Origin of the sequence: Streptomyces halobius (assembly GCF_023277745.1) — a bacterium.
Classification (GTDB): domain Bacteria; phylum Actinomycetota; class Actinomycetes; order Streptomycetales; family Streptomycetaceae; genus Streptomyces; species Streptomyces halobius.
The window spans coordinates 5,440,432-5,453,187 of record NZ_CP086322.1; the positions used below are offsets into that span (position 1 = coordinate 5,440,432).

Below are 12,756 nucleotides of genomic sequence, written 5' to 3' on the forward strand. Positions count from 1 at the left end.
TACGACGGAGGTACGGCACATGCCACGGAACGAACCGACAGAGTTCACCGACGGAGCGGACGTGGAGCGCTCGCTGAAGCGCCGTAAGGCGATGCGGTACGCGGTGCCGGTCGCGGTGGCGGGGGTTGCGGCGGCGACGATCGGGCTGGTCCCGGCGTTCGCCGGCGTCGGTTCTCCCGATCTGCCGAAGATTTCGGCACAGGATTTGGTCGCCAAGATAGCCAGGTCGGATGTCCAGCAGCTGTCCGGCACGGTCCGGGTCAGCGCGGACCTGGGTCTGCCGTCCCTGCCGGGCGGTGCCGGCGCCAGCGCGTTCGGCGGCGAGGGTGAGCGGGGCGGCGAGCAGGGCGGGGACGGCGCGTCCGCGTCGCCGCAGAGCAAGCTGATGGAGCTGGCGTCCGGTGCGCATACGCTGCGCGTCGCCACCGACGGCCCCGACAGGCATCGGGTGTCGATCGTCGACAAGGCCGCCGAGTACAGCATCGTCCACAACGGCGCCGAGGTCTGGGCGTACGACAGCGGCAGCAACACCGCCATCCACAGCACGGCCGACGGCGCCCGGCGCGGCAAGCACCACGAGGCGCACAAGGGCCGGCCCGAGGGCCTGCCCAAGGGCCTGAAGGACGCCACTCCGCAGGACCTCGCGAAGGAGGCCCTCAAGGCGGCGGGCGACACCACCTCGGTCACGGTCGACGGCACGGCCAAGGTCGCCGGGCGGGACGCCTACCAGCTGGCGATCAAGCCGAAGCAGTCCGGCTCGACGATCGGAGCGATACGGATCGCGGTGGACGCCGAGAACGGCGTCCCGCTGAAGTTCACCCTCACTCCCAAGAGCGGCGGCGCGGCGGTGATCGACGCGGGCTTCACCAACGTCGACTTCGCCAAGCCCGATGCGAGCACCTTCTCCTTCACGCCGCCGAAGGGCGCCAAGGTCGTCGACGGCGACAAGGAGCACGCGAAGGCGCGGCAGGACTTCGAGGCCGGCAAGGGCCGCGAGGGCCTGAACAAGCACCACGAGGCTCTGAAGCACATCAAGGGCGGCCCGGACGGGTTCGACGTCATCGGCAAGGGCTGGACGTCCATCGCCAAGATCAAGGGTTCCGGCTCGGGGCTGCCCTCCGGCAAGGAGCAGGGCGCGGCCGGCGACGCGGGCAAGTTCCTCGACAGCATCGGCGACAAGGTGACCGGCTCCTTCGGCTCCGGCCGTGTCTTCAGCACCCGCCTGGTCAACGCCCTGCTGACGGACGACGGCACGATCTACGTCGGAGCTGTCGACAAGCAGTCCCTGATAGCCGCGGCCAACGCCGCGAAGTAAGGGAACGGGACGGTAGGAAGCAGCCGTCAGCCGTCAGCCGTCAGCCGTCACCGTCGGCCGTAGCCGAGGCGGCTGAGGGATCGCCGCGCCACTCGTCCCCGGGTGGCGCGGCGCAGCCCGTACCTTCGACGCCACACGTACGCCTTCGACGCCATACGTACGCCACGACACCGGGGGAGCCGATGGCACAGCCACCCGCCGCGGGGCACCGACGCGAACACCCGCCCGCCGAGGAGCGGGTGATCGAGACGCGCGGGCTGACCAAGGCGTACCGCGGCAGCCGGCTCGCCGTCGACGGTCTTGATCTGGCCGTACCGCGCGGCAGTGTCTTCGGCTTCCTCGGCCCCAACGGTTCCGGCAAGACCACCACCATCCGCATGCTGATGGGCCTGATCGAACCGACCGCCGGCAGCGCGCGGGTGCTCGGGCGGCAGATGCCCGGCGCGGGCCGCCGGGTGCTTCCCAAGGTCGGAGCCCTCATCGAGGGCCCGGCTCTCTACGGCTTCCTCAGCGGCCGCGACAATCTGCGGCGGCTCGACTCCGCCGACCCGGCGGCCGACCCCCGCACCCGCGCCGCGCGCGTCGGCAGCGCGCTGGAGCGGGTGGGCCTGGCCGCCGCGGCAGGCAAGAAGGCGCGTACCTACTCCCTCGGCATGAAGCAGCGCCTGGGGCTGGCCGCGGCCCTGCTGCAACCCCGTGAGCTGCTGGTTCTCGATGAGCCGACCAACGGCCTCGACCCGCAGGGCATGCGGGAGATCAGGGCCCTGGTCCGGGAGCTGGCGGCGGACGGCACCACCGTCTTCCTCTCCTCGCACCTCCTCGATGAGATCGAGCAGGTCTGTACCCATGCCGCGGTGATGGCCCGCGGCCGGCTGATCGCCCAGAGCACGGTCGCCGACCTCTCCGCCACGGTGCTCGGCTCACACGGCCTCGGCAGGCTGTCGGTGACCACCCCCGATACGGCGGACGCGGTGCGTGTCCTGAAGGAGCACGGCGTGACCGACCTCAAGGTCACCGACGACCGGGTGACGGGCGAGCTCCCCTCCGAGCCGGAACTCGCCGATCTGAACGCCGCGCTCGTCCACGCCGACATCCGGGTCCGCGCCTTCGGCGCTCAGCGCCCCTCACTGGAGGACGTCTTTGTGCAGCTGACCGGGGAGGGCTTCGATGTCGCAGGCTGAGGCGGTACTGCGCCGGCCCCGATCGCTGTGGTCGCTGGGCCTGCTGCGCAGCGAGATCGGTGTGACGTTCCGGCGCTGGCGCACCCTCGCGCTGCTGGCCGTCCTGGCGGGCGTACCGATCCTGGTCGGTATCGCGGTGAAGATCGAGACCGGGGACGGCGGTTCGGCAGGCGGCGGCCACGGAGGCGGCCCCGCGTTCATCTCGCAGATCACCAACAACGGACTCTTCCTGGTCTTCACCTCGCTCGCCGTGACGCTCCCGTTCTTCCTGCCGATGTCCGTGGGGGTGATCGCGGGCGACTCCATAGCGGGTGAGGCCAACGCCGGGACGCTGCGCTATCTGCTCGTCGCCCCCGCCGGCCGCACCCGCCTCCTGCTGGTCAAATACGCCACGACCATGACGTTCTGCCTGGTGGGCACCCTGACCGTGGCGATATCGGCCCTGGCCACCGGCGCGCTGCTGTTCCCGCTGGGCGATGTCACCCTGCTCTCCGGCACCTCCGTGTCCTTCGGCGCGGGGCTGCTGCGCGCGCTGGCCATCGCCTGTGTCGTAGCGCTCTCCCTCATAGGGGTGGCCGCCGTCGGCCTGTTCATCTCGACGCTCACCAGCAGCGGTATCGCCGCGATGGCGACGACGGTCGGCCTGCTGATCACCGTGCAGATCCTGGACACGATCCCGCAGCTGGACGGCGTCCAGCCCTATCTCTTCCCGCACTACTGGCTGTCCTTCGCCGACCTGCTCCGCGACCCCGTCTACTGGGACCAGCTCCAGAAGAACCTCGGACTGCAAGCGCTGTACGCCGTCGTCTTCGGCTCGGCCGCCTGGGCGCGGTTCACGACGCGGGACATCACGGCGTGATGCCGCCTGCCCTCAGCCCTTCGCCACCAGCCCGAAGCCGGCCCACCGCTCGGGCGGCATCTCTGCGGGGAAGACCGTAAGACCCACCAAAAACGGGGAGGTTGGCGCCAGGTACCGCATCATCCCGACCGTCGACAGCGGCAACCGCACCGCCGCCGCGCCGCAGCAGATCAGCGGCACCGCGGTCACGGTCCCGCACTCCGCGAGCACCAGCGCCGCCGAACAGCCCCGCGCAGCGGCAACCAGCCCACCGCGTGGGGGTACCGCCCACGCCGTTCAGGCAGTGGGGGAGCAACGGCGGGACGGCCACAACGTCGGCTCAGGCAAAGCGCGGCGGACGCCCGCAGCAAGCGTCACGGTGGGACAGCCGGAAACGTGGGGCTCAGGCCAAGCACAGCGCCTACCCGAGGACGGTCCAGGTGTCGTTGCCGGCCAGCAGTGCGGCGAGGTCCCCCTTGCCCTGCTGTTCGATGGCGGTGTCGAGTTGGTCGCTCATCTCGGTGTCGTAGACCGGCCGGTCGACGTTGCGCAGCACGCCGATGGGGGTGTGGTGGAGGGTGTCGGGGTCGGCGAGGCGGGAGAGAGCGAAGGCCGTGGTGGGCGACGGGTTGTGCGCGTCGTGTACCAGCACACCGTCCGCGCCCTCCTCAGCCACGTCGATGATCTTGAGGTCGCCGGTGGCCGGGTCGCGGACGACGCCCTTGGCGCCGAGGCCGTCGGCGGCCGGTGTGCCGAAGCGGATGGGCTGCCCGTGCTCCAGGCGGATCACGGCTTCCTGGGCCTGGTCCTTGTCCTTGAGGATCTCGAAGGCGCCGTCGTTGAAGATGTTGCAGTTCTGGTAGATCTCCACCAGAGCCGTGCCGGGGTGCTCGGCGGCCTGGCGCAGCACCGAGGTGAGGTGTTTGCGGTCGGAGTCGACGGTGCGGGCGACGAAGGACGCCTCCGCACCGATCGCCAGCGAGACCGGGTTGAACGGCGCGTCCAGTGAGCCCATCGGTGTCGATTTGGTGATCTTGCCGACTTCGGAGGTCGGCGAGTACTGGCCTTTGGTCAGGCCGTAGATCCGGTTGTTGAACAGCAGGATCTTGAGGTTGACGTTGCGGCGCAGGGCGTGGATGAGGTGGTTGCCGCCGATGGACAGGGCGTCGCCGTCGCCCGTGACGACCCAGACGGACAGGTCGCGCCGTGAGGAGGCGAGGCCGGTGGCGATGGCGGGGGCGCGGCCGTGGATGGAGTGCATCCCGTAGGTGTTCATGTAGTACGGGAAGCGGGAGGAGCAGCCGATGCCGGAGACGAAGACGATGTTCTCCCTGGCCAGGCCGAGTTCGGGCAGGAAGCCCTGGACGGCGGCGAGGACGGCGTAGTCACCGCAGCCGGGGCACCAGCGCACTTCCTGGTCGGACTTGAAGTCCTTCATGGACTGCTGGGCGTCGGCTTTGGGTACCAGGGAGAGCGCCTCGGTCTGTGAGGGGCTCTCCGAGATCGTCTCAGTCATTGATGGCCTCCTTAAAGATCTCCGCGAGCTGCTCGGCCTTGAACGGCATACCGCTGACCTGGGTGTAACTGTGGGCGTCGACCAGGTACTTCGCCCGGATCAGGGTGGCGAGCTGCCCGAGGTTCATCTCCGGCACGATCACCTTGTCGTAACGCTCCAGCACGTCGCCGAGATTCCCGGGGAAGGGGTTGAGGTGGCGCAGATGGGCCTGGGCGATGGTGTGGCCCGCGTTGCGTACGCGGCGTACCGCGGCGGTGACCGGCCCGTACGTCGACCCCCAGCCCAGGACGAGGAGGCGGGCCTGGCCGGTGGGGTCGTCGACGTCGAGGTCGGGGATCTCGATGCCGTCGACCTTGGCCTGGCGGGTGCGGACCATCAGGTCGTGGTTGGCCGGGTCGTAGGAGATGTTGCCGGTGCCGTCCTGCTTCTCGATGCCGCCGATACGGTGTTCCAGGCCCGGGGTGCCCGGGATCGCCCACGGGCGGGCCAGGGTCTGCTCGTCGCGTTTGTAGGGCCAGAACACCTCGGTGCCGTCCGCCAGGGTGTGGTTCGGCGAGGTGGCGAACTGCACGCGCAGGTCCGGGAGTTCGTCGACGTCGGGGATGCGCCAGGGCTCGGAGCCGTTGGCGAGGTAGCCGTCGGAGAGCAGGAAGACGGGGGTGCGGTAGGCCAGCGCGATGCGGGCCGCGTCGAGTGCCGCGCCGAAGCAGTCGGCCGGGGTCTTCGGCGCCACGATCGGCAGCGGCGCCTCCCCGTTGCGCCCGTACATCGCCTGCAGCAGATCGGCCTGCTCGGTCTTGGTCGGCAGGCCGGTGGAGGGGCCGCCGCGCTGGATGTCGACGATCAGCAGCGGCAGCTCCAGGGAGACGGCGAGGCCGATGGTCTCCGACTTCAGCGCCACGCCCGGGCCCGAGGTCGTCGTCACCGCCAGTGAGCCGCCGAACGCCGCGCCCAAGGCGGCTCCGATCCCGGCGATCTCGTCCTCCGCCTGGAACGTGCGCACACCGAAGTTCTTGTGCCTCGACAGCTCATGCAGGATGTCCGAGGCCGGCGTGATCGGATACGAGCCCAGATACAGCGGCAGATCCGCCTGCCGGGACGCGGCGATCAGCCCGTAGGACAGGGCCAGGTTCCCCGAGATGTTGCGGTACGTGCCGGCCGAAAACGCCCTGGTGGCCGGCGCGACCTCGTAGGAGACCGCGAAATCCTCCGTCGTCTCACCGAAATTCCAGCCCGCCCGGAACGCCGCGACATTCGCCTCCGCGATATCCGGCTTCTTCGCGAACTTCGCCCGCAGAAACTCCTCCGTGCCCTCCGTCGGCCGGTGATACATCCACGACAGCAGACCCAGCGCGAACATGTTCTTGCTGCGCCCGGCCTCCTTCCGCGACAGCCCGAAATCCTTCAACGCCTCGATCGTCAGCGTCGTCAGCGGTACCGGGTGGACGTGGTACGCCTCCAGCGACCCGTCCTCCAGCGGACTGGTCTCATAGCCGACCTTCGCCATCGGTCGCTTGGTGAACTCATCGGTGTTGACAATGATCTCCGCGCCGCGCGGCACATCCGCCAGATTCGCCTTCAGCGCCGCCGGATTCATCGCCACCAGCACATTCGGCGCGTCACCGGGCGTGAGAATGTCATGGTCAGCGAAGTGCAGCTGGAAACTCGACACACCCGGCAGCGTCCCGGCGGGTGCCCGGATCTCCGCAGGGAAATTCGGCAGCGTCGACAGATCATTACCGAACGACGCCGTCTCCGAGGTGAACCGGTCACCCGTCAGCTGCATACCGTCACCGGAATCCCCGGCGAACCGGATGATCACCCGGTCCAGACGACGGACTTCCTTGCCTTCGCTGCCGTCACCGGATGCGCGCTGTTCCCCGACAAGCGCTCCGTCGGCCTGCTCGGCGGGGCTACTGACCTGGCTCGTCACTGCTTCGGACCTCCCTCGGGGGTGCTTCCCCGCCTGAGGCAGGGCTCGGGACGTGTCGTACCGACCGGTTGTCCCAATATCCATCGTACGTGGGTAAGGGTGCCCTTCCCTGGGGTCGATCACATGCTGGACATCAAGGCGAGACGCTGCGCCGGCGCGCTTTGTCATAAAATCACCGCCCTCGTTCTCCCTTCTTCAAGACGCTCCGGACTCGTCCATTGGTTCTACGTCCGCAGTCCTGGTTCCCGGCCGGGTACGGTCCCGGCCTGCACATCTGAAAGCGTGTCAGTCGGTCAGGAGTTGAGATAGGTCAGCACCGCGAGCACCCGGCGGTGATCCCCGTCACTCTGCGACAGGCCCAGCTTCAGGAAGATGTTGCTGACGTGCTTCTCGACCGCACCATGGCTGACCACCAGCTGCCGGGCGATCGCGGAGTTCGTCCGGCCCTCGGCCATCAGCCCCAGCACCTCCCGCTCCCTCGGCGTCAGATGGGCCAGCACATCCTGCTTGCGGCTGCGGCCGAGCAGCTGCGCGACCACCTCCGGGTCCAGCGCGGTGCCGCCCTCGGCGACCCGCACCATCGCGTCGACGAACTCCCGTACCTCGGCCACCCGGTCCTTCAGCAGATAGCCGATGCCCCGGCTCGAACCGGCCAGCAGCTCCGTCGCGTACTGCTCCTCGACGTACTGCGAGAGCACCAGCACACCCAGCTCCGGGTGGTCCCGGCGCAGCCGGATCGAGGCCCGTACCCCCTCATCGGTGTGCGTCGGCGGCATTCGTACGTCCGCCACCACCACATCCGGCAGCGCGCCCTCGGCCGCCAGCTCCCCGATCACCTTGATCAGCGCCTCGGCGTCCCCCACGCCCGCCACGACCTCGTGGCCCCGGTCGGTCAGCAACCGTGTCAGGCCCTCCCGAAGCAGCACCGAATCCTCGGCGATGACCACCCGCACCCTGTCCTCCACGGTTCCGATTCCCCCATGCCTTGTCATCCCCCGCCCTGCCAGCCCCAGCATTCCAGCATCCGGACGGTGACGTGGCGAGGGACGGGGATGAGAGGGAGGCCGGGGATCGGGGTGCGGGAGGGGAGTGGGCGCGGGGGCCGGGCGGGGGTAATGGCTCTGGGGTAATGGCTCTGGGGTGGGGGTGCTGACGGTGGGCGGGGGCGTGAGGCGGGTGGGAAGCCGGGGCCGGCGGCCGGGGCCGGACCCCCGTCCCGGCCCCAGCCGCCGGCCGGTAGGCCGTCGCCGCCGACTACCCGGCCGCCGCTATCCGCGCCACGGCAGCTCGGCGGTGATGGAGGTCGGGCCGCCGTTCGGGGAGTCCACGAGCAGCAGGCCGTCGACGGATCCGAGCCGCTCGGCGAGACCGGCCAGGCCGGTGCCGACCTCGGTGTTCGCGCCGCCGCGGCCGTTGTCCCGCACCAGCAGCATGATCCGGTCCGCGGAGTGCCAGACATCCACCGTCGCGCTCGTCGCCCGCGAGTGCTTCGAGACGTTCTGCAGCAGCTCGGAGACGGTGAAGTACGCGATGCCCTCGATCGCCGCGGCCGGGCGCCGGTCCAGATCGACGGACACCGTCACCGGCACCGTGCAGCGCGCGGCCAGCGCGGACAGCGCCGGGCCCAGGCCCCGGTCGGTCAGGATCGCCGGGTGGATCCCGCGCGCCAGGTCCCGCAGCTCCTGCAGCGCGATCTTCACCTCGCCATGGGCCTCGTCCACCATCTTCGCGGCGGCGTCGGGATCCTCCGCCAGCTTCTCCCTGGCCAGGCCCAGGTCCATGGCGAGCGAGACCAGCCGGGCCTGTGCGCCGTCGTGCAGATCGCGCTCGATACGCCGCAGATCGGCCGCCGCGGTGTCGACCACGAACCCGCGGTCCGACTCCAGCTCCGAGACCCGGGTGGCGAGGGAGGAGGGGCCCAGCAGGCCATGGACCATGACCCGGTCCACCTGCGTCAGCCCGTGGATCACCCACGGCCCCGCCATCACGAGCAGCAGCCCGACGGCGCTGGTGACCCCTATCTCCAGCGGGGTGTCGACGTAGGCGCCGTTGCCGTGTCCATCGCCCCAGATCTGCATGCCCGGCCGGCCGAGATACGCGGGGAACGTCCACCGCCACAGCGGATAGGCCAGCAGTCCCCAGCCCACGGCCCAGAACGTCGTCGAGGAGATGAAGGAGAACAGCGCCCACGGGAAGTGCAGAAACGCGTACAGAAGGTGCCGCCAGGAGACCCCGCTCTTCAGCACGGCCCCGACCCATGCCATCAGGCCCGGCTTGGCCGCGCGGACCGGCTCGGGGTCCGCCACCTCCTGGCCCAGCAGGGCACGGGCCCGCGCCCGCTCCAGCCCACCCAGCGCCCGGCATCCGGCCAGCCCGCCCGCCAGCACCGGGATGCCCAGGAACGTGATCAGCAGTCCGGCGCCGAGCGAGATCACCGTTATCGCGTACGCGAACATGAGGACGGCCATCGGGACGCTCAGGAAGAGGTGGAGGTACTCCCGCCAGGTGTGCCCGGAGAACGGGGCACGCAGCCCTACGGGCACCCGGGAGCCGCGAGGCCGCGGTGCGTAAGCGGTATCCATCGTCTCGTCGTCCGTTCCGCCGGGCGCGGTCCCTGCCGTGGGCCCCTGCCGTGGGCCCCTGCCACGGCTGCCGTGCGCCGGCTCTGTTGCGTATGTCCAGGGTCTGGGGCCGCGCCCGCCCGCGCCATGAGGCTCTTCGCAGTCTTTTCCGGGGGTTTTCCCCACCCCGGACCTGGGTTGGGCGCAACGGCCAGGTCGGGAGGGGACGAGGGGCAGGGAGCTCGGCTGCGGTCAGCCCCCGCCTACCCGCCCGTCCGTGCCCGCCACGGCAGCTCCGCCGTCACCCGCGTCGGCCCGCCGACCGGTGAATCCAGCACGAACAGCCCGTCCACCGAGCCCAGCCGCTCGGCGAGCCCGGCCATCCCGCTGCCGCCGTCCAGCCGTGCCCCGCCCCGTCCGTCATCCCGCACCTGGATCAGCAGCCGGTCCCCGGCCCGCCACACCTCGACCTCCGCCCGCCGCGCCGCACTGTGCTTCGAGACGTTCTGCAGCAGCTCGGAGACGGTGAAGTAGGCGATGCCCTCGATGGCGGGCGCGGGCCGCTCGGGCAGGTCCACGGAGGTGGTGACCGGCACCGTGCAGCGCGCGGCCAGCGCGGACAGCGCCGGGCCCAGACCCCGGTCGGTCAGGATCGCCGGATGAATGCCCCGGGCCAGATCACGCAGTTCCTGGAGCGCCAGCTTCACCTCGCCGTGCGCCTCGTCCACCATGGCCGCCGCCGCTTCCGGATCCTCCAGCAGTTTCTCCTTGGCCAGGCCGAGCCCCATGGCCAGGGTGACCAGCCGGGCCTGTGCGCCGTCGTGCAGATCGCGCTCGATACGCCGCAGATCGGCCGCGACGGTGTCGGTGACCGTCGCCCGGTCCGACTCCAGCTGGGCGATCCGGCGCTCCAGTTCGTCGGACGGCGAGAGCAGCCCGCGCACCATGGCCCGGTCCACGTTCGACAGCCAACGGGTCACCCACGGCAGCACCGGCCACGCCACGAAGAGCGAGACGAGGGTGAGCGTGAAGGTGAAGACGGCCCACGGCAGCCGGATGAACGTGAAAAGCGCGTGCCGCCAGGCGACCGGATCCTTCAGACACGTCCACAGCCAGGGGAAGAAGCCCCGGTCGCGCGGCCGCAACGCACTCGGCTCCGGTACATGCACCCCGAGCAACACCCGTGCCCGCGCACGCTCCAGCCTCCCGTACTGCCGGCACACCATCAGCCCCACTGCCAACAGCGGCAGCCCGATCACCGTGACGGACAGCCCGAGCCCCAGCGTGAGCCAGACGACCACCAGCAAGAATGCGGCCACACCCAACGGGAAATTGGACAGAAGGTACGCGATTTCCCGCCAGGTCCAGGAGCTGAGGGGCGCTCTGGGCGCTGGTGGCGAGGTGCCGTCGAGGCCGCCTTGAGCAGCACTGAGCTGGGAATTGTCCGTCATGGTCCCCAGCCTGCCCGGCCCTGGCTCCGCGTGCCATGGGGTTCCTGGGGTGCAGCGGGTGGGGTTTGCCCTACCCCCCAGCGCCCCCTCCCCACCTCGGTCGGGTAACCGTTTGTGATCGATTGCCGTGCGCTTCGGGCCCTTTGCGTCCGTCAGGGAAGCCGCACCGGATCGCCGTGCGCACCCACGGGAGCGCCGTTCTGACGGCTCGTCCGTAGTCCGTGCCCTCGCGTGGGCGCTGGGGAGTGCCTATGTCGTTATCCACAGGATGGACACCGCGCGGCGGCGGGACCGTAAGGTGAGGCGATTAAGGAACGGAGGGGCGAGGGACGATGACGCGGGATCACGACAGCCGGTTGCCGGCGTCGGATTCCGTCCGGCGTCCCCCGTTGCAGAGCACAGGGGCCGCGTCGACATGGCGAGTGGGAGTACGGGCGTGACCGCGGGGGCAGGGCAGCGGACCGGCCTCAGCCGGGTGACCCTGGTCGGTGAGCGACGGCGCGTCGAGCTCGTCGTCCCCGCGCGGGAGCCCATAGGGGTGCTGCTGCCCGACATTCTTCGGCTGCTCGGCGAACGGGCGGGCAGCGGCCCCACGACGCGCCGGCTGATCACGCCCCATGGCGCGGTGCTCGCACCGCACGACTCCTTGGCCTCCGCGAACGTGCCCGACGGCGCCGTACTGCGCCTCATACGGGGGCAGGGCGGTGCCCCGCAGCGCCCCGAGCGGGACCTCACGGACGAAGCGGCCGCCCCCCTCGACGTCCGCGGCTGGGGCTGGGGCGAGCGGAGCAGAGCCTGGACCGCGGTGACGGCGAGCGTGCTGCTCGCGGCGGTCGCCGGGGTCTGCGCCGCCGTCTGGTACGCGGACGGCGGCACCGCCCTCTGGCTCGGCGTCGTGGCCGTGGCCGTCACGGTCGCCGGAGCGGTGAGCGGCGCCAGGGCCGGACGGACGGGACAACAGGTGCCGGGCGCCGCCCTGTTGCTGGCCGGTGGCGCTCTCGGCGTGATCGCCTCCTGGCAGGCGGCATCGGGCGGCAGCGCCAGACTGGCGGCCGTCGGACTGACAGCCGCTGCCGTGCTCGCGCTCCTCGGCCTGTGCACGTCCCTGGGGCGCGGCGGCCTGATCGGTGCGACGACGCTCGCGCTCGCGGTGGGCGCCTGGGAACTCGGGCTGGCGCTGACCACCCCCGCCCGTACGGGGGTTGCGCTCGGCTTCGTCTCCGTCCTCGTCCTCGGCCATCTGCCGCGGCTCGCCCTGATGGCGGCCGGTCTGACCCGTCTTGACGACCGGCGGTCCGGCGGCACCCCGGTCAGCAGGCACCAAGTGGCGGCCGCTCTGGGAGCCACGCACCGCGGGCTGGCGCCGGCCACCGTGGCGATGGCGGTATCGGCGGGTGCGGCGGGCGTCCTGGCGGCGGGTGCGCCCGGTGCCTGGACCGTGCTCGCCGCCGTCCTCCTGTGCGTCGTGCTGTTCTCGCGGGCGCGCGCCTATCCGCTGGCGGTGGAGGTGGTCGCCCTGTGGGCGGCGGGAACGGCCGTGTGTGTACGGCTCGTTCTGCTGTGGGCGACGGATGGTGGGGCGCCGGCGGGCGCACTGGCCGCGCTGTGTGCGCTGGCGGTGCTCCCGGTCGCCGGGCTCACGGTGCGGGTGCCCGCGCCCGTACGGGCGCGGCTGCGCCGGTGGCTGGACGTGGTCGAGTCGGTCGGCGTGATGGCGCTGATCCCGGTGGCGCTCGGGGCCTTCGGGGTCTACGGCCTGCTGCTGGACGCGTCCTGACCGAGAAGGCGGAGGAGAGGCCAGTGCGTACGGCAGGAGAATCGGGCACGTCGGGCGGGATGGACAAGCCGGCGCGATGGGGGCGATGAGTGTGACGGGCAGGGCGGGGATGACGGGCGAGGCCGGTGTGACGGGCGAGGCCGGTTTGACGAGCGAGATGGGCCGGACGGTCGGGATGAGTGGC

10 protein-coding genes are annotated in these 12,756 nt (G+C 70.9%); 4 read left to right on the forward strand and 6 right to left on the reverse strand.

The genetic code is table 11. The features are described from left to right. Nucleotides 1–19 precede the first annotated feature (19 nt). The 3 genes from K9S39_RS24705 (at nucleotide 20) to K9S39_RS24715 (ending at nucleotide 3,355) form a co-directional block, all read left to right on the forward strand. The gene (locus tag K9S39_RS24705; protein WP_248865516.1) at nucleotides 20–1,315 is read left to right on the forward strand and encodes a LolA family protein; all 1,296 of its coding nucleotides are present in this window, start codon (nucleotides 20–22) and stop codon (nucleotides 1,313–1,315) included. Between the two features lie 182 nt (nucleotides 1,316–1,497). Continuing rightward, complete coding sequence (locus K9S39_RS24710; RefSeq protein WP_248865517.1) at nucleotides 1,498–2,496, forward strand: ABC transporter ATP-binding protein; 999 nt, start codon at nucleotides 1,498–1,500, stop codon at nucleotides 2,494–2,496. After that, nucleotides 2,483–3,355 carry an ABC transporter permease gene (locus tag K9S39_RS24715; protein ID WP_248865518.1) on the forward strand — a complete coding sequence of 291 codons (873 nt, stop codon included), beginning with the start codon at nucleotides 2,483–2,485 and terminating at the stop codon, nucleotides 3,353–3,355. The genes K9S39_RS24710 and K9S39_RS24715 overlap by 14 nt, the downstream gene beginning before the upstream one ends. Nucleotides 3,356–3,367: 12 nt before the next feature. Here the strand turns inward: K9S39_RS24715 and K9S39_RS24720 are convergent, their stop codons facing one another. The 6 genes from K9S39_RS24720 to K9S39_RS24745 form a co-directional block, all read right to left on the reverse strand. Beyond that, on the reverse strand, nucleotides 3,368–3,544 hold the full coding sequence (locus K9S39_RS24720) for a hypothetical protein (protein WP_406708009.1): 177 nt from the start codon (nucleotides 3,542–3,544) through the stop codon (nucleotides 3,368–3,370). Between the two features lie 211 nt (nucleotides 3,545–3,755). Continuing rightward, nucleotides 3,756–4,850 (reverse strand): 2-oxoacid:ferredoxin oxidoreductase subunit beta, encoded by a 1,095-nt coding sequence (locus tag K9S39_RS24725; RefSeq protein WP_248865519.1) that lies wholly within the window; start codon nucleotides 4,848–4,850, stop codon nucleotides 3,756–3,758. Further along, complete coding sequence (locus K9S39_RS24730) at nucleotides 4,843–6,783, reverse strand: 2-oxoacid:acceptor oxidoreductase subunit alpha (protein WP_248865520.1); 1,941 nt, start codon at nucleotides 6,781–6,783, stop codon at nucleotides 4,843–4,845. The genes K9S39_RS24725 and K9S39_RS24730 overlap by 8 nt, the downstream gene beginning before the upstream one ends. 293 nt (nucleotides 6,784–7,076) lie before the next feature. Then, nucleotides 7,077–7,736, reverse strand: coding sequence for a response regulator transcription factor (locus tag K9S39_RS24735; RefSeq protein WP_248868947.1), 660 nt, complete (start codon nucleotides 7,734–7,736; stop codon nucleotides 7,077–7,079). A 315-nt stretch (nucleotides 7,737–8,051) separates the two neighbouring features. Continuing rightward, on the reverse strand, nucleotides 8,052–9,365 hold the full coding sequence (locus K9S39_RS24740) for a sensor histidine kinase (protein ID WP_248865521.1): 1,314 nt from the start codon (nucleotides 9,363–9,365) through the stop codon (nucleotides 8,052–8,054). A 242-nt stretch (nucleotides 9,366–9,607) separates the two neighbouring features. After that, nucleotides 9,608–10,795, reverse strand: a complete 1,188-nt coding sequence (locus tag K9S39_RS24745) for a sensor histidine kinase (protein WP_248865522.1) — start codon at nucleotides 10,793–10,795, stop codon at nucleotides 9,608–9,610. Between the two features lie 415 nt (nucleotides 10,796–11,210). Between K9S39_RS24745 and K9S39_RS24750 the strand changes: the two genes are divergently transcribed. After that, a complete protein-coding gene (locus tag K9S39_RS24750; protein WP_406708010.1) occupies nucleotides 11,211–12,572 on the forward strand; it encodes an EsaB/YukD family protein in 1,362 nt (453 codons plus the stop codon). Nucleotides 12,573–12,756: the final 184 nt, after the last annotated feature.